This is a genomic window from Rhodoblastus acidophilus (assembly GCF_009720655.1).
In the GTDB taxonomy this organism is placed as follows: Bacteria; Pseudomonadota; Alphaproteobacteria; order Rhizobiales; family Beijerinckiaceae; genus Rhodoblastus; species Rhodoblastus acidophilus_A.
In genome coordinates, this window is sequence record NZ_WNKS01000027.1 from 1 (window position 1) to 25329 (window position 25329).

Below are 25329 nucleotides of genomic sequence, written 5' to 3' on the forward strand. Positions count from 1 at the left end.
CGAGTTGCTGAAGAACCCCAACGGGCTCTATGCACGCCTGTGGGCCATGCAAAACGACCGGAACACGCCATGAACGCGGCTGGAGTCGAGCGCATCAGCATTTGAGGCTGCGGATAGCAGCGCTCGCCTCAAAATTCGATGCCGGCCTGTCCTTTGACCCCAGCGGCGAAATGGTGCTTCACCAGACCCATTTCCGTCACGAGATCGGCAGCCTCGATCAGCTCCTTTTTCGCATTGCGCCCGGTCACGACCACATGAAGATCGGGCCGCCGCGCCGCCAGTTCGGCGACAATCTGGTCGAGCGGCAGATAGTCGTAGCGCAGGGCGATGTTCAGCTCGTCCAGCACCACCATCTTGATCTCGGGGTCGGCCATCAGGTCGCGCGCCTTTTCCCAGGCGCGGGCCGCCGCCGCGACATCTCGGTCGCGGTCCTGCGTCACCCAGGTAAAGCCCTCGCCCATCGTATGCCAGGTCACGAGATCGGAGAACCGTTCCAGCGCGCGGCGCTCGCCGGTGTCCCGGCCCTTGACGAATTGGACCACGCCGATCCGCCAGCCGTGGCCCAGCGCCCGCAGCACCAGCCCGAACGCCGCAGTGCTCTTGCCCTTTCCAGGGCCGGTGGTGACGACGAGAAGCCCCTTGGACTCGATGGTCTTGCTGGCGATCTCGGCGTCCTGCACTTGCTTGCGCTTCGCCATTTTGGCCTGATGTCGCGCGGCGTCGTTCATGTTCCCTCCTCAGGCGTTTTCTTCGCGGAGCCGCGCCGCCGCCAATTCCCGCATTTCGCTCAGCCAGGGCGTGACGCTGTTGCGGCGCGTGCGCCACAGGCCGCGCGCCAGCGCGCTCTCGAATCGCGCTGCGACGGCCTGGGCGGCTTGCGGATTGGCTTCGACGAGAAAATCCCGAACCGTCGCATCCCCGCACACCGCATCGAACAGCAGATCGAAATGCCGATCCGCCACCGCGTTGGTGGTCGCGGCGAAGGCAAGCAGATTGTCGACGCTCTCGGCGATTTCCGCCGCCCCGCGAAACCCATGGCGCATCTGGCCGGCGATCCAGAGCGGATTGGCGGCGCGGGCGCGAAGGGTTTTCGAAATTTCTTCCGCCAGCGTGCGCGCCTTGGGGTTATGCGGATTGGTGGCGTCGAGGTGATAAAGGCTCGGGTTGGCGCCAACGCTTTCGGCCGCCGCGGCAAACCCACCTTCGTGATCGGCAAAAACGTCGGAGTCGAGCACGTCCTGGCCGGGCAAGTCCTGCACGTGAACAAAAGCGTCGGACGCCGCGACCCGGGCGCCGAACTCCTTGGTTTCGCGCGCCTGCGCGCCGTCATAGGCGTAGCCGGTCGCCTCAAGATAGGCCGCGCCGAGATTTTCGCGCGAATCCTCCGATGTCAGCGCGCGCCGGGCGACCCCCGTTCCATAGACGCCCGGCGCGGCGCCGAACACGCGGGAACGAGACCCTTCGCGGCGCGCGGCCTGCGCCAGCGGATTGTCGTCTCCCTCCTCGTCTCGCGCGCAAATCGCCTTCACGGCGGAATCGTAAAGCGCGATCTGCTCGGGGAAAATGTCGCGGAACAGGCCGGAAATGCGCACGGTGACGTCGACGCGCGGCCGGCCGAGCGTGGCGATCTCCAACACCTCAAAACCGGAGACGCGATTGGACGCATGGTCCCAGACCGGGCGCACGCCCAAAAGCGCCAAGGCTTGCGCCAAATCTTCGCCGCCGGTGCGCACGGCCGCGCTGCCCCAGAGGTCGAACACGACACTCCCCGGCCACTCCCCGTGATCCTGGACGTAGCGCGTGAGAAAAGCGTCGGCCGCGCGTTGGCCCAGCTCCCAGGCGGTGCGTGTGGGCACGGAGCGGGGATCGACGGCGTAGAGATTGCGGCCGGTGGGCAACACGTCGATGCGCCCGCGCGCCGGGGCGCCGCCGGGTCCGGGCGCAACCCGCCGGCCGGCGAGCGCGGCGACCAGCGCATCCATCTCGGCCTGCGGGCATTTTTTCAGACGCTCCAGCGCCTGCGCGGAATCGCCGGACAGCGCTGCGAGGGCGGCCAGCCGTTCCGGTTCGGCGGCGACGCCGAACACGTGCAGCCCATCGCCGACGCGCATTTCCTTGAGATCGCAGAGCCAGGCGTCGAGACGCGTCAGCGCCTCTTCCTCGCTCAGGCTTTTGTCGAGTCCCGCCTCTTCCGCGAGGCCCGTGTCACGGGCGCGCTCAAGAATCAATTCGGCGAGGCGCTGCGCCCTGCGCAGGTCGAGCGATTGCGCCTCGGCAAATTCGTCCATCAGACCTTCGATGTCCTGCACGGCGCCATGCGCGCCCGCAGCGACCAGAGGCGGCGTCAGATGGCTGAGCGCCAGCGCGGAGGTGCGGCGCTTGGCCTGCGCCGCCTCGCCGGGATTGTTGACGATGAAGGGATAGATGACGGGAAGCGCGCCGAGCGTGGCGCGCGGCGCGCAGTTTTGCGACAGCGCCACCGCCTTGCCCGGCAGCCATTCCAGCGTGCCATGGGCGCCGACATGCACCAGCGCGCTGACCCCGATGCTTTCGCGCAACCACATGTAGAAGGCGACATAGGCGTGGCGCGGCGGCAGGGCGATGTCGTGATATTCGTGCTTGCGGGCGTCGCGGGCGCCCCGGTCCGGTTGCAGCGCCACGATGCTGTCGCCGAGTTTTTGGGCCGCGAAACGGAAGCGTCCGTCCTGGCAGGCCGGATCGTCCTCCGGCTCGCCCCAGCGCGCGTTGATCGCGGCGACGAATTCTTCGGGCGCCTGCGTCAGTCCTTCGCGATAGCGAACGAGGTCGAAAAATTCGGAGGCGGGGCCGGTCAGCCTCTTGGCAAGGTCCGCCCCCGAGGGAATGTCGCCGAGCACAAATCCTTCGGAAGCGAGACGTTCGGCGATTTTCTCCAAGGACGCGAACGTGTCGAGCCCGACCGCATAGCCCGCGCGTCCGCCCTTGCCGGGGTAGTCCGACAGCACGAAGGCGAGCTTTTTTTCCCCCGCGGGCGTTGTTCTGAGCCGCGCCCAGGCGGCGGCGAGCTGTGCGGCAAACAAAATGTTTTCGGCGTGCGGGCGGCTCAGCAGCGGGGCGTATTCCAGGCAGCGAATCGGCGGTTCGGCCGCCTTGAACGAAATGGCGCCGGCGAACAGCCGCCCGTCCACTTCCGGCAAGGCGACATTCATCGCCAGGTCGGAGGGGGCGAGGCCGCGCGACGACTCCCGCCATTGCGCCTCGTTGGCGAGGCTGACGGCGACCTGGAACACCGGCGCGTCGCAGGCGTCGAACACGCTGCCGCCATCGTCGAGTCGGGCGGAAAAGGCGGTCGCGTTGAGAATCACGTCCGGCGGGTCGGCCAAAAAAGCGCGCCGCAGGCCTTCGACCACGTCCGGATCCTTGAGGCTGGTCGCGAATAACGCCTCGACGCGAAAGCCTTGTTTCCCCAGCGCATCCGCCAGCGCCTCATAAGGCTCGGTGTCGCCAGCCATCCAGGCGGATCGATAAAAAAGGATTTTCGCGGACGGCGCCTCGGCGGGCGCGAGCCGGCAGGCGCGCGGAAAAACGCCGAGGCGCGCTTCTTCGCGCGGCTCCAGGAGTGTTTGGGGAGGACCGAGTTCACTCAGGGCGTAACGCAGGATTTGCGTGGCATTGTCGACACCGCCGGCCTGAAACCAGCGCCAGACGCGGCGCAGGTCGCCCTGCCCCACTGTCGAAACTTCGTCGAGGCGCCGGTCTTCGCGCGGATCACCGGGAACCACCACGAGACGCGCGCCCTTCGCCTTGGCGATGCGAAAACACTCCTCGACCCCGTAACGCCAATAATCCAGCCCGCCGAGCAGGCGAACGATGACGACGCGGGCGTGCGCAATGACTTTTTCGGCGTAGAGATCGACCGAATAGGGATGGCGCAGGTCCGCGAGGCTCGCGAGTCGCAGCGACAGGCCCGCCGTCGCGGGCTCGGCGCCCAGAGCGTCCCAAGCTTTCGCCAACACGTTGAGATCGCTGTCGGTAAAGGACAGAGCGACAATGTCCGCGCGCGACTGGTCGAGATCGACGGCTTGCGCCGTCTCGTCGAGCGACCGAAGCTCCGCGCGCAGAATATGCATGCGTCAGCCGAGCGCCGCTTCGATCGCCGCGCGATCCAGACCCTTTTGGCCGATGACGACCAGACGTCCGCGCCGCGCCTCCCGCGCGCCCCAGGCGCGGTCGTAATGCTGGCGGAAACGCGACCCCACGCCCTGCACCAAAAGGCGCATGGGCTTGCCCGCGACATCGAGAAACCCTTTTATACGCAACACATCGTGGCGGCCCGCGACCTCGCCGAGGCGGCGCACATAATCGGCGGGATTTTCCAATGCGGGAATGTCGACGACGAAGGAGTCGAAATCGTCGTGGTCGTGATCGGTTTCGCTGTCATGATGCGAGGGTCGCGAGTCCAAATCGTTCTCGGCGCCGGCCTCCAGGCCCAGGGCGACATCGGCGTCGACGCGGCCTTCCTGCGTCGCGATCACCTTTGCGCGCCCGCTGCTCGCCTCTTCCACGGCGCTTTTCACGCGTTCGATTTCGGTCGGCTGGAGCAGGTCGATTTTGTTGAGCACGATGAGATCGGCGCAGAGCAGCTGGTCCTCGTAGACCTCTTCGAGCGGATTGTCGTGCTCCACGGAGGGGTCGGCGGCGCGCTCGGCGGCCAGCGCTTCGGCGTCATCGACAAAGCGACCGTCGGCGACCGCCGCAGCGTCCACGACCGCGATCACCCCGTCCACAGTGAGGCGCGAGCGCACCTGCGGCCAGTCGAAGGCCTTGAGAAGCGGCTTCGGCAGCGCCAGACCCGAGGTCTCGATGATGATGTGGTCGAGTTCCGGCGCGCGTTTCAACAGCGCTTCGATGGCCGGCAAAAAGTCGTCGGCCACCGTGCAGCACAAGCAACCGTTGGCGAGTTCGACAATGTCCTCCTCGCGGCACGACTCGATGCCGCAGCTCTTCAAAATTTCGCCGTCGACGCCGACATCGCCGAATTCGTTGATCACCAGCGCGAGGCGTCGATTGCCGGCGTTCTCGATCAGGCCGCGGATCAGCGTGGTCTTGCCGGCGCCGAGGAAGCCCGTGACGATGGTGGCGGGAATTTTGTCAAACACGCTCAGGTCTCCCTACGGAAGGCGGGAAGCGGCCGATGACCCCCGTCTTCAAAAAATCCGGGCGCATCTTCCAGGGGATGACGCCCTGAGGCGAAGCGCCGTAAAGCCTGGCGGCATCCAGGATGAGTTGCGGGTCCGTGTCCGCGGAAAGGTCGCCACAAAGATAAGTCCAGGCGCCGGGCGCGGAGAAACTGAGGGAGCAGGACCGGCGGCAGGCGCTGAAGCACTCGACGGCGATCACAGTGGGATCGTCGTCGCCGCGATGCGCGTTCAAGGCGGCGAACAGGCGCGCGCCCGACCGCGCCGCGCGCGGCTCCAGCGGCTCGCCTTCCGCACGGCAGGTCGCGCAGACATGAATGAAAATTGAATTCGTGTTCTGCTCCGCCACGGCGCCTCGACGAGCTTGGGGCGTGAGCAATCGCACGGAAAACAGCCGGCGCCCCGAACGAGACGCCCCGCCCGTTCAGGTCAGTATTTGCGACGGCAGGTCTCCTGGCTCTCGGGTCCGACGCCCGCGTCGCCTTCCCGGATGGCTCCAGTGGCTTTTGACGAGGACTTCCCGATCACAGTTGCGGGGGCAGCTACGGTTTCGAAACCGTATTCACTCTTAGCCTCGCTTGCGCGAAGACCGTCTTGAATTTAGGTAGGCTCAGACGCATGCACTGTCAATGCGGACAAAAGGAAGGCGACGGTCCCCCAGCGCGTCACCTCCCCCAGGGCAAGGTGAGTTCGCATGGCGGCCCGCGCGTTAATGTTTCAAGGCACGGGATCGGACGTCGGCAAGTCGTTGCTGGTCGCCGGCCTCTGCCGGGCCTTGACGTTGCGCGGCCTCAAGGTGCGCCCGTTCAAGCCGCAGAACATGTCGAACAACGCCGCCGTCGCCGCTGATGGCGGCGAAATCGGCCGCGCGCAAGCCTTGCAGGCCCGCGCCTGCCGCGTCGAGCCGAGCGTTCACATGAATCCCGTTTTGCTCAAGCCGCAAAGCGAGATTGGCGCGCAGGTGGTGTTGCGCGGCCAGGCCCTTGGCTCCGTGCGCGCAAGGGATTTTCAAAGCTGGAAGCCGCGCCTGCGCGAAAATGTGCTCGAAAGTTTCGCTCACCTGCGCGCGGAGGCCGACATCGTGCTGGTCGAAGGCGCGGGGAGCGCCGCCGAGATCAACCTTCGCGCCGACGACATCGCCAACATGGGCTTTGCGCGGGCCTCCGACACGCCCGTCGTGCTGATCGGCGACATCGACCGCGGCGGCGTCATCGCGCAGATCGTGGGAACCCGCGCCGTGCTCGACCCCGAGGACGCGGCGATGATCCAGGGCTTTGTCGTCAACAAGTTTCGCGGCGATCCCACTCTGTTCGACGCGGGCATGCAGGCGATCGTGGAGCGCAGCGGCTGGCCGTCGTTCGGGCTTGTGCCGTATTTCCCGCAAGCCGCGCGCCTGCCGGCAGAGGACGCCGTGGCGCTCGATCGTCCCGCGCGGGAAACTGGAGGGGAAAAGCTCGTCGTCATCCCGCACCTGCCCCACATCTCCAATTTCGACGATTTCGACGCCCTGAAACACGAACCGGGCGTGCGGGTGATGTTCGCGCCGCGCGGGGCGCCTCTGCCAGGAAACGCCGACCTGATCGCCCTGCCGGGGTCGAAGGCCACCCTCGCCGACCTCGCGGTTTTGCGCGCAGAGGGTTGGGACATCGACATTCATGCGCACGTGCGCCACGGCGGCAAGGTTTTGGGGGTTTGCGGCGGTTTTCAAATGCTCGGGCGGCGCGTCGCCGATCCCGAGGGGGTGGAGGGGCCGCCCGGCGAGTCCCCTGGGCTTTGTCTGCTCGACGTCGAAACCGTGCTCGCCGGCGACAAGACGCTTCGGCGCTGCGCCGGCGCCTCTGTCGCGGAGGGCGCGCCGTTTCATGGCTATGAAATCCACGTCGGGCGGACCACCGGCCCCGATATGTCGCGCCCATTGCTGCGGTTCGAAGACGGTCGGCCCGAAGGCGCCATCGGGCCCAGTGGCCGGGTGCGGGGCTGCTACGTCCATGGCTTGTTCAACGACGACCGCCAGCGGCGCGTCTGGCTCGACTGGATTGGCGCGCCCGCCTCCGACCTCGATTATGAACACGACCTCGACGCGACGCTGGATGCTCTGGCCGGTCATCTCGAACGCCATATCTCCGTGGACGCCTTGCTCAAGGTTGCGCGCTGACGGATATGCCTTGACAGGATCGCGGTTCGGTTCTAACCGGCCAGACATCCAGTATCCCGGAACGCGGTGCAAATCCGCGGCGGTCCCGCCGCTGTAATCGGGGACGGAGCAGACTTGGTTCAAAGCCAGTCACTGGCGGGGTCCACCCTGCTGGGAAGACGTCTTGCTCCGGACGATCCGAGAGCCAGAAGACCTGCTGGATGAGAGTGACGAGGGGCGAAATCCGATGGAAAGGATTTCGGCGAGCGTACGCGCTTGGCCGACGTCCCTCATTGCGCATCGGAGAATGCCATGAAGACGACGCCTGATTGCAAAACCGAACCCAAGTCGGACACGCGCCCGGCGGTGATCGCGCTGCGAAAAACCTGCGACGCCGAGGGCACGGGCCTGTCGCACTATGTCCTCATGGACAAGCAGGTGAAGCGTTGAGCGCGGTTCCGCGCAATTTCGCGGAGGGCTCCGAAAGGAGCCCTCTTTCGCCGTTCGACATCGAGCATCCCACCCATATCGCATTGGTCGAGCCCGACAGCGCCTTTTGGGGCCTGGTGCGCAAGGAAGACGTTTCGAATGCGCTGGCCGGCGGCGCGCTGCGCGAGACTTTTGCCGAAAAAGGCGCGGATTTCGCCCGTGAGATGGAGATGCTGCGGTTTCACCTCAAACCGTCGGCGGTCTATTTCAACGCCACAGAGCGCTGCAACCTCAATTGCTCCTACTGCTACATCCCCGGCGAAATGCGCAAGCGCGGCAAGCAGATGGACACGGCCGAGGTCTTGGACGCCCTGGAGCGGCTGCACGTCTATTTCCGCGGCCACATGCCGGAAGACCGCCTGCCCCAGGTGATTTTCCACGGCGCCGAGCCGCTTCTGGCGCGCGAGGCCATTTTCGCCGGCATCGACGCTTTTCGCGGAAAATTCCGTTTCGGCGTCCAGACCAACGCCACCCTGCTGGATGAGGAGGCGGTCAAATTCCTCACCGAGCGCGGCGTCGGAATCGGCCTGTCGCTGGACGGCCCGGTGGAAGAGGTCGCCAACCGCACGCGAAAACGCTGGAGCGGCGAAGGCGTGTTCGATCATGTCGTGCGCGCCATCAAGATGCTTGAGGGCTATCCGGGCTTCAACGTCATCTGCACGATGACCTCGCAGAACCTGCCTTATCTGACGCAACTGGTGGAGTTTTTCCACGAAAACCGCGTGCCCGCCTGCATGCTCAACGTCACCCGCTGCACCATGCCCGGCGCCCGCGAGGTCAACGGCGGCGAGGCCGAGGTGGCGAAGGCTTTTGTCGCGGCCTTGGAGCGCACGCACCAACTCTACAAGGAAACCGGCCGCAAATTGGTGGTCGCCAATTTCGCCAACATCCTGATCGCGATTCTGGCGCCGACGGCGCGGCGGCTGATGTGCGACATTTCGCCTTGCGGCGGCGGACGCAGCTTTTTCGCGCTCGCCCCGGGGGGCGATCTGTTCCCGTGCAGCGAGTTCATCGGCCTGCCCGCCTTTGCCGGCGGCAATCTGTTCCAGGACAAGATTGCGGACGTGCTGGAAAGTGACCCGTTCCGGCTGGTGATCGGCCGCAAGGTCGAGGACATCGAGGACTGCGCCACCTGCGCCATCCGCCATTTCTGCGGTTCGCCCTGCCCGGCGGAAGCGCATGAAATGAACGGAGGCATGAAGCAGAAGGGCGCGTTCTGCGAATTCTACAAGGAGCAGACGCGTTATGCCCTGCGCCTCATCGCCGACGGACGTCAGGACGACTTCCTCTGGGAGGGCTGGGACGAAGGCGCCGAAACCACCTGCTGCATCGGCGCAAGCTGAGCGCCCTCGGCGGCGAGGGATTTTGAATCCTTCGCCGTTTGGCCGCGCCTTGGCGAACGGCGACGCCAGTACGGTGTCTCACCTGCTCAATTTTGAAATGATCGCCCGCATGGCCTGAGTCTCGTCGATTCCCCCGCCTTTCTCGGCCGGCAGGGGATTTCCACTGGCCAGGCTCGACACCGCCTTTATGTCCTCGATGGACAGATTGCCGGTCCTTTGCCCGAGCATTTCAAGCAGCGTCAAAGCTTCCAACGGCGGCAGCGCGCCGTCCGGCGTCAACTTGCCGAGATATGCAGTGAGCTCCGCTTCAGAGAGAGCCTCTTGCAGCCGAAGTTTCCGCAACAATGTTTCGGCGCGCATCTTAAACTCCACTTCACCGCAACCATTCGACGCCTAGAGTTTTTTCACGTTTCATGGAAACATGCAAAAACTCTGGAGTCTTGTTTTGACGCATTTTCTTCACGCGAACCGGCATCCGCTTCGCTTGAAAATGCTCTGGTCACGGCGTCGTCATCAGGATGTTTTCCAGCTCAACTCCGGCACGTATTTGTAAGGGTAGTCCGGCTCGACATAGCCGTCCCGGTCCTGCCGTTTCGGCAGCTTGACCTTCTCGCGCGGCACGTCTTCGTACGGAAACTGTTTCAACAGATGCGAGATGAGATTGAGCCGCGCGCGCTTCTTGTCGTCCGAGCGCAAGACATGCCAGGACGCCCAGGACGTATCGGTGGCCCGGAACATGTCGTCGCGGGCCCTCGAATAATCATACCAGCGACTGAAGGACTTCACGTCCATCGGCGACAGTTTCCAGATCTTGCGACCATCGCCAATGCGCGCCTTGAGGCGCCGCTCCTGCTCCTCCTCGCTCACTTCAAGCCAGTATTTCAGCAGGATGATGCCCGATTCTCCCATCGCCTTCTCGACTTGCGGCGCGACCTCCAGGAACCTGTTGACCTGCGCCTCGTCGCAGAAGCCCATCACGCGCTCGACGCCGGCGCGATTGTACCAGCTGCGGTCGAAGATCACGACCTCGCCGGCCGCGGGAAAATGGCGGATGTAGCGCTGCACATACATTTGCGACTTTTCGCGCTCGGTCGGCGCGGGCAGCGCGACGACGCGAAAGACGCGCGGGCTGACGCGCTCGGTGATCGCCTTGATGCAGCCGCCCTTGCCCGCGCCGTCGCGTCCCTCGAAGACGATGCAGACCTTGAGGCCCTTGTGAATAACCCATTGCTGCAGCTTGACCAGTTCGACATGCAGGTCCGCGAGTTCGCGCAGATAGGCTTTGGATTTGAGCTTTTTGTCATGCGCGGCGTCGAGTTCCGCGCCTTGGACCTTGTCGCCCTTCTTGATCCGTTTCGAGCACATGGGCAGCTCCTGTCGACTTCTGTCGCCACAGGATTGCGACGTGTGACGAAAAAGTCTTGGTGAGCGGATGTTACCGTCGTTGGCCCGAGCGCGTCTATATGACGATCGTCTCTCGGATCAGATCAACGAGCGTACCGCGAAAGGCCTATGCGGCGATGCCTTCAGCTGGACAACAAGCACCATATTTTTTCTTGTGTTTCAGTTGATTAGTAGTATCGCTCACAAAGTCTATCGGACGAATTTTGGTCCCTGCTTGGGCTTGCACGAAACGACTCAACGGAATACCGTTCCCGAGTCGGCGCAAATCAAGGCGCGGAGCATGCTGACTTGACATGAGAAATGTCTACAGTCGGCGATCTGCTTAACCCTGGGAGGGGGAAAGGATCGCGCGATGATTCCGAAATATCGCGACATCGCGAAACTGCTCGACGGCAAGAAGGGTCTGGTCATCGGCATCGCCAACGACCAGTCGATCGCCTGGGGATGCGCCAAGGCGTTCCGGGGGCTCGGCGCCGAACTCGCCGTCACATACCACACGGAAAAGGCCAAGCGATTCGTCGAACCTCTGGCGAAGGAACTTGAGGCGACCCTGCTGCTGCCAATGGACGTGCTGCAGGAGGGGCAGCTTGAAGCCGTGTTCGACACGATCGGGAAGACCTGGGGCGAATTGGATTTCGTTCTTCATTCCATCGCCTTCTCGCCGAGGGAGGCTCTGCACGGCCGCGTCGTGGACGTCGGCAAGCAAGGTTTTTTGACCACCATGGACGTGTCATGCTGGTCGTTCATCCGCACCGCGCATCTGGCGGAACCGCTGATGAAAAATGGCGGCACGCTGTTCACCATGAGTTATTACGGCGCGCAGACCGTGGTGGAGAATTACAACATCATGGGTGTGGCGAAGGCCGCGCTGGAGGCGTCGGTGCGCTATATGGCCGCCGAGCTCGGCCCGAAGGGCATTCGCGTTCACGCGATTTCGCCGGGACCGCTGGCGACCCGAGCGGCTTCGGGCATTCCCGAATTTGACGAACTCCTGGAAAAGGCGCGCGAAAAGGCGCCGGCGCGCAGCCTCGTCAGCATAGACGACGTGGGCCTGGCGACGGCGTTCTTGGCGCTCGACGCCGCGAAGCTCATCACCGGCGACACGATCTTCGTGGACGGCGGCTATCACATTATCGACTGACCCGGCAGGCGTGGCGACGCGCGCCCGCAGAGATTGGAAGCAAGGAGCGGCGTGGACAGATGGATGGTCTAAAACGGATTGAGGATACCATGCTCCCGCGCTTCGTTGCGCTGCGCGGCGCCCTGTGCGCCTTCCTCCTTGTTTGCACGGGCGCGTCGGCGCAGCAGGGGCAGCCCGTCCCGGTCGGCGTTGTGAAGGTCGCGCCGACGCCGGTCGAGCCGGCGATGGAATTCGTCGGCCGCGTCAGCGCCATCGAACGCGTCGAGGTCCGGGCGCGCGTAAAAGGGTTTCTCGAGGCCGTGCTGTTCCAGGAGGGCGACACGATCAAGAAAGGCGCCCCGCTCTATCGGATCGAAAAAGGCCAGTTCGACGCCGACGTGAAGCAGGCCGAAGGCGCCTTGCTGCGCAGCAAGGCGGCCAAGGAACTGAGCGTCATTCAATTGAAGCGCGCCGAGGAATTGCTGGCGAAGCAGACCGGCACGCAGGTGGCCCGCGACCAGGCGATCGCCGCCGACCAGCAGGCTCTGGGCCAGATCGTCACCAACGAGGGCGCCCTTGAACTCGCCAAGCTGAATCTGTCCTACACCGACATCACCGCTCCGGTCGCCGGCAAGATCGGCGCGACCAACGTGACCGTCGGCAACGTGGTCGGTCCCGACAGCGGCGTGCTGACCACGATCGTCAGCCAGAACCCGATGTACGTGAAATTTCCGGTCAGCGAGCGCGAATTCCTGAGAATGCGGCGGGACGGTTCAAGCGTGCCGCGCGATAGAGTCAAGGTGGGGATCAAGTTCGCCGACGGCTCGAAATACGACGAGAACGGCGAACTCAATTTCGTCGACGTCAGCGTCGACAAGGCCACCGACACGATCAACGTGCGCGCCTCCTTCCCCAACCCCAACGGCGCGCTGGTGGACGGGCAATTCGTGCGCGTGGTGCTGCAGGGCGACAAGCCCGAGGAAAAGCTTGTCGTTCCGCAGGCGGCCCTGCTGGCCGACCAGAAAGGCGTCTACGTGTTCGTGGTTCAGGACGACAAGGCGGAGGCCAGGCGCATCAAGACCGGCGGCGCCTTCAAGGACGATCTGATCGTCGAGGACGGACTCAAGGCGGGCGACCTCGTCATCGTCGATGGCCTGCAGGCGGTCAGACCGGGCGCGCCCGTGCGCGCGAGACCCGCCGTGGATTCGATGGGGACGAACTGACATGTTCTCCTCTCTCTTCGTCGACCGGCCCCGTTTCGCGATCGTCATCGCCCTGATCACGACCATCGCGGGCCTGCTCGCGCTGCTCACCATCCCCGTCGCGCAATATCCAGACATCGTGCCGCCGCAGGTGCAGGTCACGACCCTCTATCCCGGCGCGAATGGCGGGGTTGTGGAATCGACGGTGGCGCAGCCGATCGAGGCGCAGGTCGTCGGCGTCGACAAGATGATCTACATGAAGAGCGTCAGCGGCGACGACGGCAGTTACACGCTCATCTGTTCCTTCGAGCTGGGAACCGACCCCGACATCAATGCGGTGAACGTCAACAACCGCGTGCAGATCGCGCTCGCGCAACTCCCGCCGGAGGTGCAGAAACAGGGCGTGACGGTCAAGAAGAAATCCTCGGCGCTGCTGGGCGTGATTTCGGTTTATTCGCCAAACAACACCCATGACGCGCTGTTCCTGTCGAACTACGTCACCATCAACATGCTCGACCAGATCAAGAGCACGCCGGGCGTTGGCGACGCTTCACTCTGGGGACCGCAGGATTACGCCATCCGCGCCTGGGTCAAGACGGACCGCTTGACCGGCCTCAACCTGACGACCGGCGACGTCATCAACGCGATTCAGAGCCAGAACCTTCAGGCCGCCGTCGGTCGCATCGGCGCCCGTCCGATCTCCAACGACCAGCAATTGCAGCTCAACATTTCGACCAAGGGCCGCCTGACCACAATCCCCGAATTTGAAAACATCATCATTCGCACCAATTCGGACGGCTCGATCCTGCGGCTGGGCGATGTGGCGCGGCTGGAGCTCGGCGCCGCCAACCTCGACCGCGAGACGCGGTTCAATGGTTCGCCGGCGGCGGCCATCGCCATCTATCAGTCGCCGGGCGCGAACGCGATCGATGCGCTCGGCGCAGTGCGAAAACTCATGACGGGGCTGCAGGAGCGCTTTCCCGTGGATCTCGCCTGGAAGGTCACCTACGACCCCACCGTCTTCGTCACCGACACGATCCATGAGGTGAAGAAGACGCTGATCGAGGCCTTTGTCCTCGTCGTCCTGGTCGTCTTCCTCTTCCTCGGCAGCCTGCGCGCCACGCTGATCCCGATGTTCGCCGTGCCGGTCAGCCTGATCGGCGCGTTCATCGTGCTCAAGGCGATCGGATATTCCGCCAACACCGTGTCGCTGCTCGCCGTCGTGTTGGCGATCGGTATCGTGGTCGACGACGCCATTGTGGTGGTCGAGAACGTCGAGCACGTGATGGAGAACCACCCCGAACTCACGCCGGCCGAAGCCACGAAAAAGGCCATGGGACAAATCACCGCGCCGATCATCGGCATCACCCTGGTGCTGCTGTCGGTGTTCGTGCCCGTCGCTTTCATTCCGGGAATTTCAGGGGAATTGTTCCGGCAATTCGCCGTCACCGTCGCCGTCGCCATGGTGCTGTCGGCGATCAACGCGCTCACCCTGTCGCCGGCGCTGTGCGGCGTCCTGTTGAAACGCAGCCATGGCCGCCGCGGCATCATGGGCCGGGTGATGAACGCCATCGACTGGACCCGCGACCGCTACGGCGACGCGACGGCGAAGCTCGTGCGCTTTTCATCGATCGGGCTGGTGTTCGTCGTCCTGTCGGGCATTGGCGTTTACGCGCTGTCGAAAATCACGCCGACCGGCTTCCTGCCGGAGGACGATCAAGGCGCCTTCTTCGTCGTCGCGCAATTGCCGGGCGGCGCATCGGTCGGCCGCACCTCGGCGGTGGTCGCCCAGGCGGAGACCTTGCTGAAGGAGGAGGAAGCGGTCGCGGATTACACCTCGGTCGTCGGTCTCAACTTCATCGACAATTATTCGCAGGCGAGTTCAGCCTTTGTCGTCGTGACGCTGAAGCCGTTCGAGGAGCGCCAGGGCGGGGGACAGTCGGCCAAGGAGATCATCGCGCGGCTCAGCCAGAAATTCGCGCAGATTCGCGAAGGAACGGTCGTCGGCCTCGCGCCGCCACCGATCATCGGATTGGGAACGGGCGGCGGTTTCGCCTATGTGCTGCAGGACCTGCAGGCGGGCGACCCGAAAACCCTGGCGCAGGTGCTGCGTGGTTTGGTGGTCGCCGCCAACCAGGACCCCACCCTCAGCCGCGTGTTCTCAACCTTCTCGGCGACCAATCCGTCGATCTTTCTCGACATCGACCGCGACAAGGCGCAGGTGCTGGGCGTCCCCCTCGACACGATCTTCCAGTCGCTGCAAGCATCGCTCGGCGGCTATTTCGTCAACAACACCAACCTGTTCGGCCGCACATGGCAGGTGCAGGTGCAGTCGGAGGCCGCCGACCGCGCCAGCGTCGACGACATCTACCGCATCAACGTCCGCAGCGCGTCGGGCGACATGATCCCGCTGCGCAGCCTTGTCGAGGTGAAGGTGGTCGTCGGGCCGCCGGCGCTGATCCGCTACAACAACCGCCGCGCCGTTACGGTGCAGGGCGGCCCCGCTCCAGGCCATTCCTCGGGCGAGGCGCTGGCGGCGATGGAGCAGGTGGCGGCCAAAACCTTGCCGGCGGGTTTCGCTGGAGAATGGACCGACACGTCCTTCCAGGAAAAGCGCGCGGAAGGCAAAACGGCGATGATCCTGGGCTTCGCCATCCTGTTCGCCTATCTGTTCCTGGTCGCGCTCTATGAAAGCTGGACGATCCCCGTGCCGGTGCTGCTGTCGGTCGCCGTCGGCATGCTCGGCTCCTACATTGGCATGGTCATGGGCGGGCTGACGCTCGATCTCTACGCGCAGATCGGCATGGTCGTCTTGATTGGCCTCGCGGCGAAGAACGGCATTCTCATCGTCGAATTCGCCAAGGAGAAGCGCGAGGCGGGCATGGACCTGCTTCGCGCCGCCGAGCTTGGCGCGCGCGACCGCTTCCGCCCCGTGATGATGACATCCTTCGCCTTCATCCTCGGCCTCTATCCGCTGGTCGTGGCGCTGGGCGCGTCGCAACTCGCGCGCCGCAATGTCGGCACGCCGGTGTTCGGCGGCATGTTGCTGGCGTCCTTCGTCGGCATTTTCGCCATCCCACCGCTCTACGTCTTTTTCCAGTCCATACGCGAGAAACTGCGGCCGGGAGCGCGGCCCGCCGAGGAGATCAAGACCCCAGCCGCCTGACGAAACAGAGAGGAGAAGGTCATGTCCGACAAACCCACCGCCGTTCCCGACGCCGAAGACGATCTGTTGATGTCGGTCGACGAGCTCAAGCACTATGTCGCGGAAGTCGAGATGGCCAAGGCGAAGCAATCGCTCGCCGCTTACAACAAGGCTCACGAAAAGCAGCAGGAACTGCTCGCCAAGCTGAGGTCGGATGCTCCGATCGACGATGCGACGTTCCGCGCCTTTCTCATGCGCCTGAAGACGGTCGCTTCCACCGGCGCCAATCGAATGATGATCGGCCGTTTCCCCAGCGAACTCTGCACCGACCATGGGCGCGCGATCAACCAGGCGGAGGCGAACTGGCCGGACACGCTGCAGGGGCGCGCGCGCAGGGCCTATGAGGTCTGGCGGGAGAAACTCAAGCCGCTCGGATACAAGATGGAGGTGATCATCGTCGATTGGCCCCAGGGCATGCCCGGCGATGTCGGCATGTATCTGACCTGGTAGGTCTCACCCGGTTCGGGACCGCGCGCGTCGGGCGGTCCCGGGTCCACAAGAATAGGGAGGCGTCCATGCCTGAAGCTAAGCCTGCAAGCTCGGTCAATCCCTGGTTCGACTACATGCGCGACGCCTTCGAGCGGTCGGTGCTGTTTCTCGACGTCCTCCGCCAACGCGGCAACATTTACGAAGAGCAGACGAAGCGGATCGCGCCGCACGTCCTGACCTTCAAGGGGGAGCTCGTGTGCGACGGGCGGGAGCTGGAAAAACCCGTCAACTACGTTCTCGCGCGCATCACGCCTCCCGCGGGCGTCGCCATCGAACCGAACAAGCGCCCGTTCATCGTCTTCGATCCGCGCGCCGGGCACGGCCCGGGCATCGGCGGCATGAAACACGACAGCGAGATCGGCGTCGCCATGCGGGCGGGACACCCGTGCTATTTCGTCGGTTTTTTGCCGAATCCCATGCCGGGCCAGACGGTCGAGGACGTTTGTCGGGCGGAAGCGCATTTTGTGAAGATTGTTTCCGACCTGCACGCCGACGCCGACGGCAAGCCGGCGCTGATCGGCAATTGCCAGGCCGGTTGGCAGATCATGATCATGGCCGCGCTCTATCCTGAACTGGCGGGACCCATCGTGCTGGCGGGGACGCCCCTGTCCTACTGGGCCGGCGTGCGCGGCAAGAATCCCATGCGCTATCTCGGCGGCATCATGGGCGGCAGTTGGATGACGTCTTTGGCCGGCGACCTCGGCGCGGGCAAATTCGACGGCGCGTCGCTGATCGCCAATTTCGAATCGAACAATCCGGCCAACACCTACTGGAGCAAGTCCTACAACGTCTACGCCAAGGTCGACACCGAGGCGGAGCGTTTCCTCAGCTTCGAGAAATGGTGGGGCGTGCCGGTCATCCTCAACGCGCAGGAGATGCAGTTCATTGTCGACGAATTGTTCGTCGGCAACAGGCTCACCGCCGGCAGGACAATCATGAGCGACGGACAGCGCGTCGACCTGCGAAAAATCCGCTCCCCCATTGTCGTCTTCTGTTCGTTCGGCGACGACATCACGCCGCCACAGCAGGCGCTCGACTGGGTGCTCGACCTCTACGAAAACGTCGAGCAGATCGTCCGGAACGGGCAGACCATCCTCTACTGCCTGCACCAGAGCATCGGGCATCTCGGCATCTTCGTCGCCGGTTCGGTCGCGAACAAGGAGCACGAGGAATTCGCGCTCAACATGAATATGATCGACGCCATGCCGCCCGGGCTCTACGAGGTGGTGCTGACGGACATGGATGCGGACACGAGCCATCGGGAATTGGTGGCCGGCCGATATGTCGCGAAGATCGTCCCGCGCACGCTCGACGACATTCGCGCCCTCGGCTGCAATGACGCGGACGACGAGCGCAAGTTCGAGGCGGTCGCGCGCGTCTCGGAAATCAACCAGGGTTTTTATCGGACTTTTGTCAGCCCGACCGTGAAGACGATGATCACGCCGGAAACCGCCGCGTTCCTGCGCGACATTCATCCCAACCGCCTCGCCTTCAGCGGTTTTTCCGACACCAACCCGTTGATGGCGCCGGTCGCGAAACTCGCGACCGACATCCGCGCCGAGGGCAATCGCCATCCCGTATCCCCCGACAATCCGTTCCTGGCCTGCGAGCGGGTCATGTCGTCGTGGATCGTGACGAGCCTTCAGGCGTTCGCCCAGGCGCGCGAGGCGTGGACGGAAACCTTGTTCCATTCGACCTACGGATCGCCCGGCCTTCAGGCCGCGGTCGGCCTGAATTCCGACCGCGCGCGGGTGGCGCGGCACGCTTACGGCGCGTTGGAGCGCGCCGAGACAGCGACCGAACTTGAAGCCGAAATGGGCCGTGGCGGGCTGCTGGAAGCGGGCTTGAGGGCTCTCATTTACGTCATGTGGGGCGCCGGGATCGACGAGAGGCAGTTCAACGCCATCGAGCAGATCCGCGCGGCGGCGCCGGAGAACGAGCGCGTTTCCGGCTCGCAGCTCAAATCCATCGTGCGTCGCCAGTCGACGCTGCTGCGGGCGGACGCGGCGCGGGCGCTCGCCGCGATTCCGGCGATGATCCCGGACGATCCCTCGCGTCGCCAAAAAGTCGTCTCGACCATCGAAAACGTGGTGAGCGCCAAGGGCGTCCTGGCGCCGGAGGCCGAGGGCCGGATCGACGAAATCCGTCGTTTGTTCGGCGTCTCACGCAAGGCGGCTGGAGAGCTGGATCATGGAAGCGGTTCAAGCCCAAGGGCACGAAAAATATAAGCAGCTCATCGCGCGCGCGGTGAAGGCCGGCCCGGTGACGGTCGCCGTGGTCCATCCCTGCGACGCCGTTTCTCTGGAGGGCGCGGTCGAGGCCGCGCGCATGAAGCTGATCCGCCCCATTCTCGTGGGACCCGAGGCCCGCATCCGGGACGTCGCGGCCAGCGCCGGTCTGGATATTTCCGGCTTTCCGATCGTCAACGCCGAGCACAGCCATGACTCCGCCGACAAGGCGGTGGCGGTCGTGCGCAGGGGCGAGGCGGAAGCGCTGATGAAGGGTAGCCTGCACACCGATGAACTGATGGGCGCGGTGGTGTCGCGCGCCGCCGGGCTGCGCACGGCGCGACGGATCAGCCATTGTTTTGTCATGGACGTGCCGGGCCATCCCCACCCGCTCATCATCACCGACGCGGCGGTGAATATCGCGCCGACGCTGGAGGAGAAGGTGGATATCGTCCAGAACGCCATTGATCTCGCGCTTGCGCTCGGCGCGGAGGAGCCGCGCGTCGCCATCCTCTCGGCGATGGAGACGGTGAACCCAAAAGTGCCCTCGACCATCGACGCCGCCGCCCTGTGCAAGATGGCCGACCGTGGCCAGATCGTCGGCGGCGTGCTCGACGGGCCGCTAGCGCTCGACAATGCGATCAGCATGGAAGCGGCGAGCGTGAAGAAGATCGTGTCGCCGGTCGCCGGCCGCGCCAACATTCTGGTGGTGCCCGATCTCGAGGCTGGCAACATGCTGGCGAAAAGCCTGTCGTTCCTGGCGGGCGCCGACTGCGCGGGCATTGTGCTCGGCGCGCGCGTTCCCATCATTCTGACCAGCCGCGCCGACTCGCTGGTGACGCGCTACGCCTCCTGCGCCGTGGCGGCGCTGGTCGCGGCGGCGCGGCGCGCCCGCGCCGCCGTCACGCCCGTATGATGACGAACATGTCGTGCGTCGCCGTCCTGAACGCCGGCTCCTCCAGCATCAAGTTGGCCGCTTGCGACGCCGTGTTCGAACCGGAATTGCAACTGCGGCGCGTGGCCGAGGTCGGGAATCTCGATCAGGCTAGCGTTCGCGATCATGGCGGCGATCGTTTGCCCAAGACATCGAAAAGGCCGAGCTGGGTCTTGACCTCCGGCGTCGCCGCGTCGGCGCCAATCGCCGTAGCATCCATGTCGCCGATCATCAGCACCGTCGGAACTTTCAAGTTCGGAAACGCGCAGAAAACCGGCTGGCTGAAAATCATATCGGATCGGCATCGCGGACGCGCGCGTTTCGCCGGCGTGAACGGATGCGGATCGGCGGATTCAGCGCACCCCGACGCGGCCGAACGCGGCCGATTCTTCAAGTCTTCTCATCAACGCGACTCATGAACTCTTTGACCTTGTTCACGGCAAAGTCGACATCGACATCCCAACCCTCTTCACCCTTCTCATTTTCAAAAACCAGCAGCGAATAAGGCAAACCCAACAAATCAGCCAAAATGTGGTAGCTGCGATCCCAAAGCTCTCCTCTGTCGCCGGCGTATCGAGGGCGAAGCTCCAAAATGTGAGCGTTCTTTGGCGCGAACAACATATTCGTTAGCCCGGAGCCATGAGGGCTGACCAAAGCGGATGCGGAAGAAAACGCCTGCACCTGCTCTTGGAAAGACAAATCCGTCGCAATAAGCTTTGTGAATCCAAGGTCGCAAAGCGCGGAGGCCAGCGCGCCCTCGTTCCGCATGGACCGAGCCTTCGCATCTTCGCGTGACAGATAGATATACTTCTTCGGCATCGGCGCGACATGCTTCAGCGCCTTATCGGCAAACAACCGAAGAGCTGGCGCCGCAGCCGGATGAACCATCGTACGAGCCAAGAGATGCGTGGGGAAAACGGCGATCTCCAGTCTGTAAGCGGGTTCACGCAGGACTTTGAGCTTCGACGCGTCCTCTCCCGCAAGCGCCAAGCTATCCAGCTCGTATTTCGGCCCTCCGGGCACACAGACATAATCGACCACGTCGCGATCGATGCGGGGATCGTAAAGCGCGACCATCGCCTCTGTAAACCAATGGGTATAAATATGATGCCACTTGGGATGAATGAGCAAATGAACACCAGACTGGAACTCCGCGTTTTCCATTTGCTTCGCTTGCCATCGATTGACTTGTCGCGGCTCTCCTCCTCGTAGCCAAATGCCCGACGCCGCGGCCTTGGTTGAATATTCCAATTCGTCACAAATGCCGTTATTTGGGAACACGAGTGTCGAGGAGAGCGGCAAGAATACGGCGTTCCTGACGACGACCAGATCAATCTCGGCAGCCCAATATTTCGCACCCGCAAGCGCGCAAGCGAGCTTGTGCGCGGCCTCCGTCGGTCCCGACGCGATCCGCGCGCGCTTCAGATCGACATCCGCGCCGGGATGCAAGCTCACGCGACAAGGGCCCCATCCGGCGCGCACGGCGGCAACAGCCGTTTTCAACGACTCAAGTTGGCGAATGCCACGCCAATGGACCCGATTCGCGATGAACATATCGCACCTTCAACTGTCTTGAACCCATAGCGCCTTGGGCGCGAGCAGGGACGTCAAGACGCTCACTGCATACGCTCCAGGCGCGCGCCATTTGTCTGGTAAACGGCCGACCATCTGATCCTGCGCCCAGCAATGCCGCGAGCCCGAAATACGACGGCATTCAGTTCAGGCATGACAATGAGCTCCGGATCAGCCACCGCATCCCAGACAAGAGAGCGAGCAATCCTCGGTTTCGCCATCAACTCGGCGACTCCGCCCGCCAGACGCTTCGTTTGCCAGAAAGCGTCCCACTGCGCCGTCTGCCCCGTAACGATATCGATCGCGGTGATCTTTCCCGAATGCAAGGCGGTGGAGGACGCGAGAATGCCGACTGTGTTCAGCGCGGTTGGCTTGTGGCCGTCGAGCGTCAATACGATTGCTTCGCCGCTCCTGGATAATCCGAAGGTCTGCGTCGTGCGCCCGTTGTTGAGCGGTTCCGGAAGCCCAACGATGCTGATGTCGGCGGCTCCAACCGCATCGTCACTTTGGCGAACATAATTGATCGTGGGAATGTCGGAGATCACAGGCGACTGTATGACGTTCTTTTCCGCGTATTTGCCAAGTTGAAATCCAATGACGTCGGCGGTTTCCTGGCGATGAAAAAAAAGACGCCCGCCGAACCAGGAATTGCCGCCGCTGTCGAACCTGACGCCAATGCTTGTCGCGCCGTCGACCTCACAATTCATGAAGGAGGCGGAACCCGTGGCCCAGAAGCCCGTCCGCGCCGGGCCGAATACATGAACTCCGGTGTAGAAATTGCCGCCAAATGTCGTGTCGCGCACATTTGCTTCGACGACCCCGGCCAGGACGACGTCCGTAAAGTGGCTGTCGGTGCCATTGACGAGCAGATTGAACATCGGTCGCCGCGAGCGACCAAACATGCCGGCGTCCACAGTCAGGAACGCCCCCTCGACTTCGACGCCCTGACTGCGTCTGTTGCCGTCCCCCACCCGAATTTCGGCGATCAGCGCATTGGAAAACACGTTCCGCCCACTGATTCGCCCGCCAATGCCCGCCAACAAGTCGATCGCGTAGTCAGCGATCCCGTAGCCGTCAATGGACAGGTTCTCATAGGACGCCTGTGTGTGCCAAACGCCAGCTTCCCGAAAAACGGCTTCCATCGGCGCCAAAGCCACAATGCGCGTCGCTCCTCCTCCCTGCCCTGCAATGCTGATGTGCCGCTCTCCCAGGGCCCTTCCGATCGCGGGAAGCACGATTGGAGCCGCGACGCCACAAACGCCGGCTGGAAACACCAGCTGGCCGCCGGCCTTCAACCCTCCAATCGCCGCCATGACCGCGGCCGACTCATCGTGCCCGTAGGCCACAACGCCGGTCTCGTTCACCACCGCAGCCGACGCGCGGTCCGCGAGCTCCACCGTCCTGGCGTTGATCACGCGTTTGATGGCGCTGCTCAACGGCGCGCCGTCCTGCCCGATCTTGGACACGACGATGAGTTTTCCGGCGTCGGACTCTGTGAAGGAAGGCGCGGCAATGCCGGAAAAACTGACGATCGGATCGCCAACTTGGCTCTGAATGAACAGATGGGCGTCCGAACTATCTCTTCGCTCGGTGACATCGCAGCGCAGTTGAAAAGCAGCCGAATCTAAGCTGGATTGAACGTTGCTGCCGATCCAGTGTTCCAGAGCGACGAGAGGTTTCACAGGAACCAGAAGCAACAAAACAACCGCCGCAGCGACGTAAAGCAGTCGCGATCTCCTCATGTAAAGAAATCTCGAATCTCGTCATAATTCTCAACAATGGTCTCGTAAGGAGGCGTCGTCTTGATGAATCCAGGCTTAAATTTGAAAGAACCATCGAAACCAATGAATTTCATGGTTTCATCCATGACCGACATAGAATTCTGGTCGACAATGTCGCTGTACTTTATCTCTTTAACGTGACAATCGCGGAGCCAGCCGCGCGCGAGCGTAATGACCTGCTGCAATTTCTCTGCCCTTGCCTTAAAGGCAGGCACGTTCACGCGAATTGACTTGTGTACGAGTTCGCCGGGATCGCTGGCGCGCCACACGCCGGTCTGATGCGCATATATTTCGGAAAGGACCGTTTCGTAGACATTCTCGCGAACCAGATGAATGATAGGAATCTTGTTTTCGCGCGCATATTGGAGCAGAAACGGGACTGAGAGCCAATCCCACCAAAAATAGTTGAACGTATGGATATGTGAATACTTGATGTCGCACAAAAACAGCGACTTTCCTTTTTCTTCAGCTTGACGCTTCAAGGTCGCGAAGAACCCATCAATCAATTCGCGCATCGTTCCAATCGTCGGATACATAAGACGGCGATTGGCCGTGGCGGCATTGTGGCGGTAACAGTAATAGGAGCTCGGGTCGCCCATATGCGCGCTATCGGCCGCAGCGTTGCAGACCTCTCCGGGCGCCAACACCAATTTCGTGCTCGCGATCAAGGAACGAAGCAGGTGAGTGCCTGATCTCTCATTCGCAATCAGCAATGCAATACCTGCAGAATTTGATTCTTGCGGTTCCAATTATTGCTCCTGCATAAGGTGGTTCTGCGCGGAAGGAATGATAAAGCCGTGCGGGCGATGCATGATCACGGGCTTTTTGTACACTTCGTTTCTCCCGCCTAAAGCGTCGCCATATCAGCGGATATCGGAGTGGCGCGGTCGACAAATGACACATGATGGTCACGGCTCAATCGCACATCCAAACCGCGTAGCACGGAATCCCAACATTCGGGATCGCACTTCCATCCAAAGGCGTCCGTTTCGCGAGGCCCCCGGACGATCGCGAGCGTCCAGAGCGCATCCGGGAACAGGCGAGCGAGTTGCGCAGAAATCGCTGCGTGGTCCTGCGAACTTATGTCACCGCCGAAATCGTCGGGTTCACGGGCAAACAGGATCCGACTGTTGGGGTCGTTCAGGCCGAGAAACCGCTCGACAAGATGCGTGGTCCGACGCTTGGGCCCATCGACGTGATCGTAGAAATTCGAGACGATCGGGCGCCCAGGAAGCTCGCCGGCGTGCGGGAATTCGTGCGGGAACCGGATTTGCAGGTCCCTGTGGCGTACGGTTTTGCCCTCCTTCGTCCGTTCCAACCCGTCCTGGGCGTAGAGTGTTTCGACGCCGACAGAGCAAGCGAGCGCTTTGATCAAGCCGTTGACCGGCGTAATCCACCAGTCGAACGGAAAGGCCATGGCGAAATCGAAGTAACGCCGCAAATTATAGGCCAAGGCGCAGCGCGGCCCCAAACTGACGATATGCGTTAATTCTTTCTGCCTCAACTGATCAAGACTGACCTCTGTCAACCGAGTCTCTCCCGGGGTTCGCTGTTCGCCGCGCGCAGGATCAAAACTTAAATGCTTCTCCCGCCAGTTTTTCAGCCTCCATCATTCTCCGAATATACGGCTGCCCTCCAAAGTCCGTCATGCGCGTATTTTCTGTTGTCTTTTTAAAGATGAGAGATTTTTTCAGGTTAGAAATCAAAGAAAATTCTTTGCTTTCGTTCAGCAGTCGGACCAGCTGTTTGACAGTATAAATCTGAATATCATCGATCATCAAATACCCGCCGCTTTTCAGCATCTCCATGGCGTAGCAGAAATCGACAAAAACCGTTGGCCAGCCGTGTCCTCCGTCGATCAACGCGAAGTCAACCAGCTCACCTGTCGATTTGGCGGCTTTTGCGAGCGAAGGCAACACATCCTCTGAAAAAGCAACGACGGGCTTGAGCGCGCTGTCGTCAATCGAACGCTCCTTCGCCACGCGCTTGATGCGCTCGAAGAGTCCTGCGTCTGGCGCAATCGATAAGACGGATTGCGCGCGACAGATCAGGAACGCGAGCGTTGAATTTCCAGCTCCAGTTTCCAAGACTCGAAAGCCCTCGGGAAGCTTTGCCAGAATCTCCGCTATACCTCTCAACAGAGGGGGCGTGAGCCCGCCACTATTCCACGTTTTCCCATCATCCCACGTGTGTAATTGCGGCAGATCCGCGAGCAATTTCTCAAATTCAACATCTGTATTCATTGCCGAAA

Annotated in this window: 20 protein-coding genes and 2 riboswitches; of the genes, 9 read left to right on the plus strand and 11 right to left on the minus strand. The window is 62.8% G+C overall.

Translation table 11 applies throughout. From position 1 onward, the window contains the following. Positions 1-128: 128 nt before the first annotated feature. From cobO to GJ654_RS19270, 4 genes are read right to left on the minus strand one after another with little or no spacing between them, the layout of a single operon-like run. Complete coding sequence (gene cobO, locus GJ654_RS19255) at positions 129-728, minus strand: cob(I)yrinic acid a,c-diamide adenosyltransferase (protein WP_155447808.1); 600 nt, start codon at positions 726-728, stop codon at positions 129-131. A 9-nt stretch (positions 729-737) separates the two neighbouring features. Then, positions 738-4109 (minus strand): cobaltochelatase subunit CobN, encoded by a 3372-nt coding sequence (gene cobN / locus GJ654_RS19260; RefSeq protein ID WP_155447809.1) that lies wholly within the window; start codon positions 4107-4109, stop codon positions 738-740. Between the two features lie 3 nt (positions 4110-4112). Next, entirely contained in the window at positions 4113-5144 is a 1032-nt protein-coding gene (gene cobW, locus GJ654_RS19265; RefSeq protein WP_155447810.1) for a cobalamin biosynthesis protein CobW, read from the minus strand. Further along, positions 5131-5526 carry a DUF1636 family protein gene (locus GJ654_RS19270; protein WP_196305625.1) on the minus strand — a complete coding sequence of 132 codons (396 nt, stop codon included), beginning with the start codon at positions 5524-5526 and terminating at the stop codon, positions 5131-5133. Before GJ654_RS19270 ends, cobW begins: the two co-directional genes overlap by 14 nt. A gap of 77 nt (positions 5527-5603) precedes the next feature. Next, a riboswitch (cobalamin riboswitch) is annotated at positions 5604-5786 on the minus strand. Positions 5787-5871: 85 nt separating this feature from the next. Here GJ654_RS19270 and GJ654_RS19275 point away from each other — a divergent pair. The 3 genes from GJ654_RS19275 (at position 5872) to cbpB (ending at position 9143) form a co-directional block, all read left to right on the plus strand. After that, entirely contained in the window at positions 5872-7332 is a 1461-nt protein-coding gene (locus GJ654_RS19275) for a cobyric acid synthase (protein WP_155447812.1), read from the plus strand. 32 nt (positions 7333-7364) lie between these two features. Further along, positions 7365-7547: riboswitch (cobalamin riboswitch) on the plus strand. A gap of 76 nt (positions 7548-7623) precedes the next feature. After that, positions 7624-7761, plus strand: coding sequence for a modified peptide precursor CbpA (gene cbpA / locus GJ654_RS19280; protein WP_155447813.1), 138 nt, complete (start codon positions 7624-7626; stop codon positions 7759-7761). Beyond that, positions 7758-9143, plus strand: a complete 1386-nt coding sequence (cbpB, locus tag GJ654_RS19285; protein WP_155447814.1) for a peptide-modifying radical SAM enzyme CbpB — start codon at positions 7758-7760, stop codon at positions 9141-9143. Before cbpA ends, cbpB begins: the two co-directional genes overlap by 4 nt. 78 nt (positions 9144-9221) lie before the next feature. On the opposite strand, the gene GJ654_RS19290 is transcribed toward cbpB, so the two are convergent. Continuing rightward, entirely contained in the window at positions 9222-9503 is a 282-nt protein-coding gene (locus GJ654_RS19290) for a hypothetical protein (protein WP_155447815.1), read from the minus strand. A 153-nt stretch (positions 9504-9656) separates the two neighbouring features. Then, positions 9657-10508, minus strand: coding sequence for a polyphosphate kinase 2 (ppk2, locus tag GJ654_RS19295; protein ID WP_155447816.1), 852 nt, complete (start codon positions 10506-10508; stop codon positions 9657-9659). Between the two features lie 391 nt (positions 10509-10899). Between ppk2 and fabI the strand changes: the two genes are divergently transcribed. From fabI to GJ654_RS19325, 6 genes are all read left to right on the plus strand, one after another. Next, positions 10900-11688, plus strand: coding sequence for an enoyl-ACP reductase FabI (gene fabI, locus GJ654_RS19300; protein ID WP_155447817.1), 789 nt, complete (start codon positions 10900-10902; stop codon positions 11686-11688). 89 nt (positions 11689-11777) lie between these two features. Next, on the plus strand, positions 11778-12890 hold the full coding sequence (locus GJ654_RS19305) for an efflux RND transporter periplasmic adaptor subunit (protein ID WP_155447818.1): 1113 nt from the start codon (positions 11778-11780) through the stop codon (positions 12888-12890). Between the two features lies 1 nt (position 12891). After that, positions 12892-16035, plus strand: a complete 3144-nt coding sequence (locus GJ654_RS19310) for an efflux RND transporter permease subunit (RefSeq protein ID WP_155447819.1) — start codon at positions 12892-12894, stop codon at positions 16033-16035. 21 nt (positions 16036-16056) lie between these two features. After that, complete coding sequence (locus GJ654_RS19315; protein WP_155447820.1) at positions 16057-16524, plus strand: hypothetical protein; 468 nt, start codon at positions 16057-16059, stop codon at positions 16522-16524. A gap of 65 nt (positions 16525-16589) precedes the next feature. Continuing rightward, the gene (locus GJ654_RS19320; RefSeq protein ID WP_155447821.1) at positions 16590-18791 is read left to right on the plus strand and encodes a DUF3141 domain-containing protein; all 2202 of its coding nucleotides are present in this window, start codon (positions 16590-16592) and stop codon (positions 18789-18791) included. Continuing rightward, positions 18754-19707 (plus strand): phosphate acetyltransferase, encoded by a 954-nt coding sequence (locus GJ654_RS19325; RefSeq protein WP_155447822.1) that lies wholly within the window; start codon positions 18754-18756, stop codon positions 19705-19707. Before GJ654_RS19320 ends, GJ654_RS19325 begins: the two co-directional genes overlap by 38 nt. Positions 19708-20115: 408 nt before the next feature. Here the strand turns inward: GJ654_RS19325 and GJ654_RS19330 are convergent, their stop codons facing one another. From GJ654_RS19330 to GJ654_RS19350, 5 genes are all read right to left on the minus strand, one after another. Beyond that, positions 20116-21279, minus strand: coding sequence for a glycosyltransferase family 61 protein (locus GJ654_RS19330; protein WP_155447823.1), 1164 nt, complete (start codon positions 21277-21279; stop codon positions 20116-20118). Between the two features lie 62 nt (positions 21280-21341). Next, the gene (locus GJ654_RS19335; RefSeq protein ID WP_155447824.1) at positions 21342-22997 is read right to left on the minus strand and encodes a hypothetical protein; all 1656 of its coding nucleotides are present in this window, start codon (positions 22995-22997) and stop codon (positions 21342-21344) included. Positions 22998-23035: 38 nt separating this feature from the next. Beyond that, entirely contained in the window at positions 23036-23827 is a 792-nt protein-coding gene (locus GJ654_RS19340; protein ID WP_155447825.1) for a hypothetical protein, read from the minus strand. A gap of 98 nt (positions 23828-23925) precedes the next feature. After that, positions 23926-24606, minus strand: a complete 681-nt coding sequence (locus GJ654_RS19345) for a hypothetical protein (protein WP_196305626.1) — start codon at positions 24604-24606, stop codon at positions 23926-23928. 40 nt (positions 24607-24646) lie between these two features. Then, positions 24647-25321 carry a class I SAM-dependent methyltransferase gene (locus GJ654_RS19350; RefSeq protein ID WP_155447827.1) on the minus strand — a complete coding sequence of 225 codons (675 nt, stop codon included), beginning with the start codon at positions 25319-25321 and terminating at the stop codon, positions 24647-24649. Between the last annotated feature and the right edge of the window lie 8 nt (positions 25322-25329).

Coding starts and splice junctions, on each gene's coding strand:
- GJ654_RS19350 (WP_155447827.1), bottom strand. CDS start 25,321: ATGAATACAGATGTTGAATTTGAGAAATTGCTCGCGGATCTGCCGCAA.
- GJ654_RS19330 (WP_155447823.1), bottom strand. CDS start 21,279: ATGTTCATCGCGAATCGGGTCCATTGGCGTGGCATTCGCCAACTTGAG.
- cobO (WP_155447808.1), bottom strand. CDS start 728: ATGAACGACGCCGCGCGACATCAGGCCAAAATGGCGAAGCGCAAGCAA.
- GJ654_RS19325 (WP_155447822.1), top strand. CDS start 18,754: ATGGAAGCGGTTCAAGCCCAAGGGCACGAAAAATATAAGCAGCTCATC.
- GJ654_RS19320 (WP_155447821.1), top strand. CDS start 16,590: ATGCCTGAAGCTAAGCCTGCAAGCTCGGTCAATCCCTGGTTCGACTAC.
- ppk2 (WP_155447816.1), bottom strand. CDS start 10,508: ATGTGCTCGAAACGGATCAAGAAGGGCGACAAGGTCCAAGGCGCGGAA.
- cobN (WP_155447809.1), bottom strand. CDS start 4,109: ATGCATATTCTGCGCGCGGAGCTTCGGTCGCTCGACGAGACGGCGCAA.
- fabI (WP_155447817.1), top strand. CDS start 10,900: ATGATTCCGAAATATCGCGACATCGCGAAACTGCTCGACGGCAAGAAG.
- cbpA (WP_155447813.1), top strand. CDS start 7,624: ATGAAGACGACGCCTGATTGCAAAACCGAACCCAAGTCGGACACGCGC.
- GJ654_RS19275 (WP_155447812.1), top strand. CDS start 5,872: ATGGCGGCCCGCGCGTTAATGTTTCAAGGCACGGGATCGGACGTCGGC.
- GJ654_RS19305 (WP_155447818.1), top strand. CDS start 11,778: ATGCTCCCGCGCTTCGTTGCGCTGCGCGGCGCCCTGTGCGCCTTCCTC.
- GJ654_RS19290 (WP_155447815.1), bottom strand. CDS start 9,503: ATGCGCGCCGAAACATTGTTGCGGAAACTTCGGCTGCAAGAGGCTCTC.
- GJ654_RS19310 (WP_155447819.1), top strand. CDS start 12,892: ATGTTCTCCTCTCTCTTCGTCGACCGGCCCCGTTTCGCGATCGTCATC.
- GJ654_RS19315 (WP_155447820.1), top strand. CDS start 16,057: ATGTCCGACAAACCCACCGCCGTTCCCGACGCCGAAGACGATCTGTTG.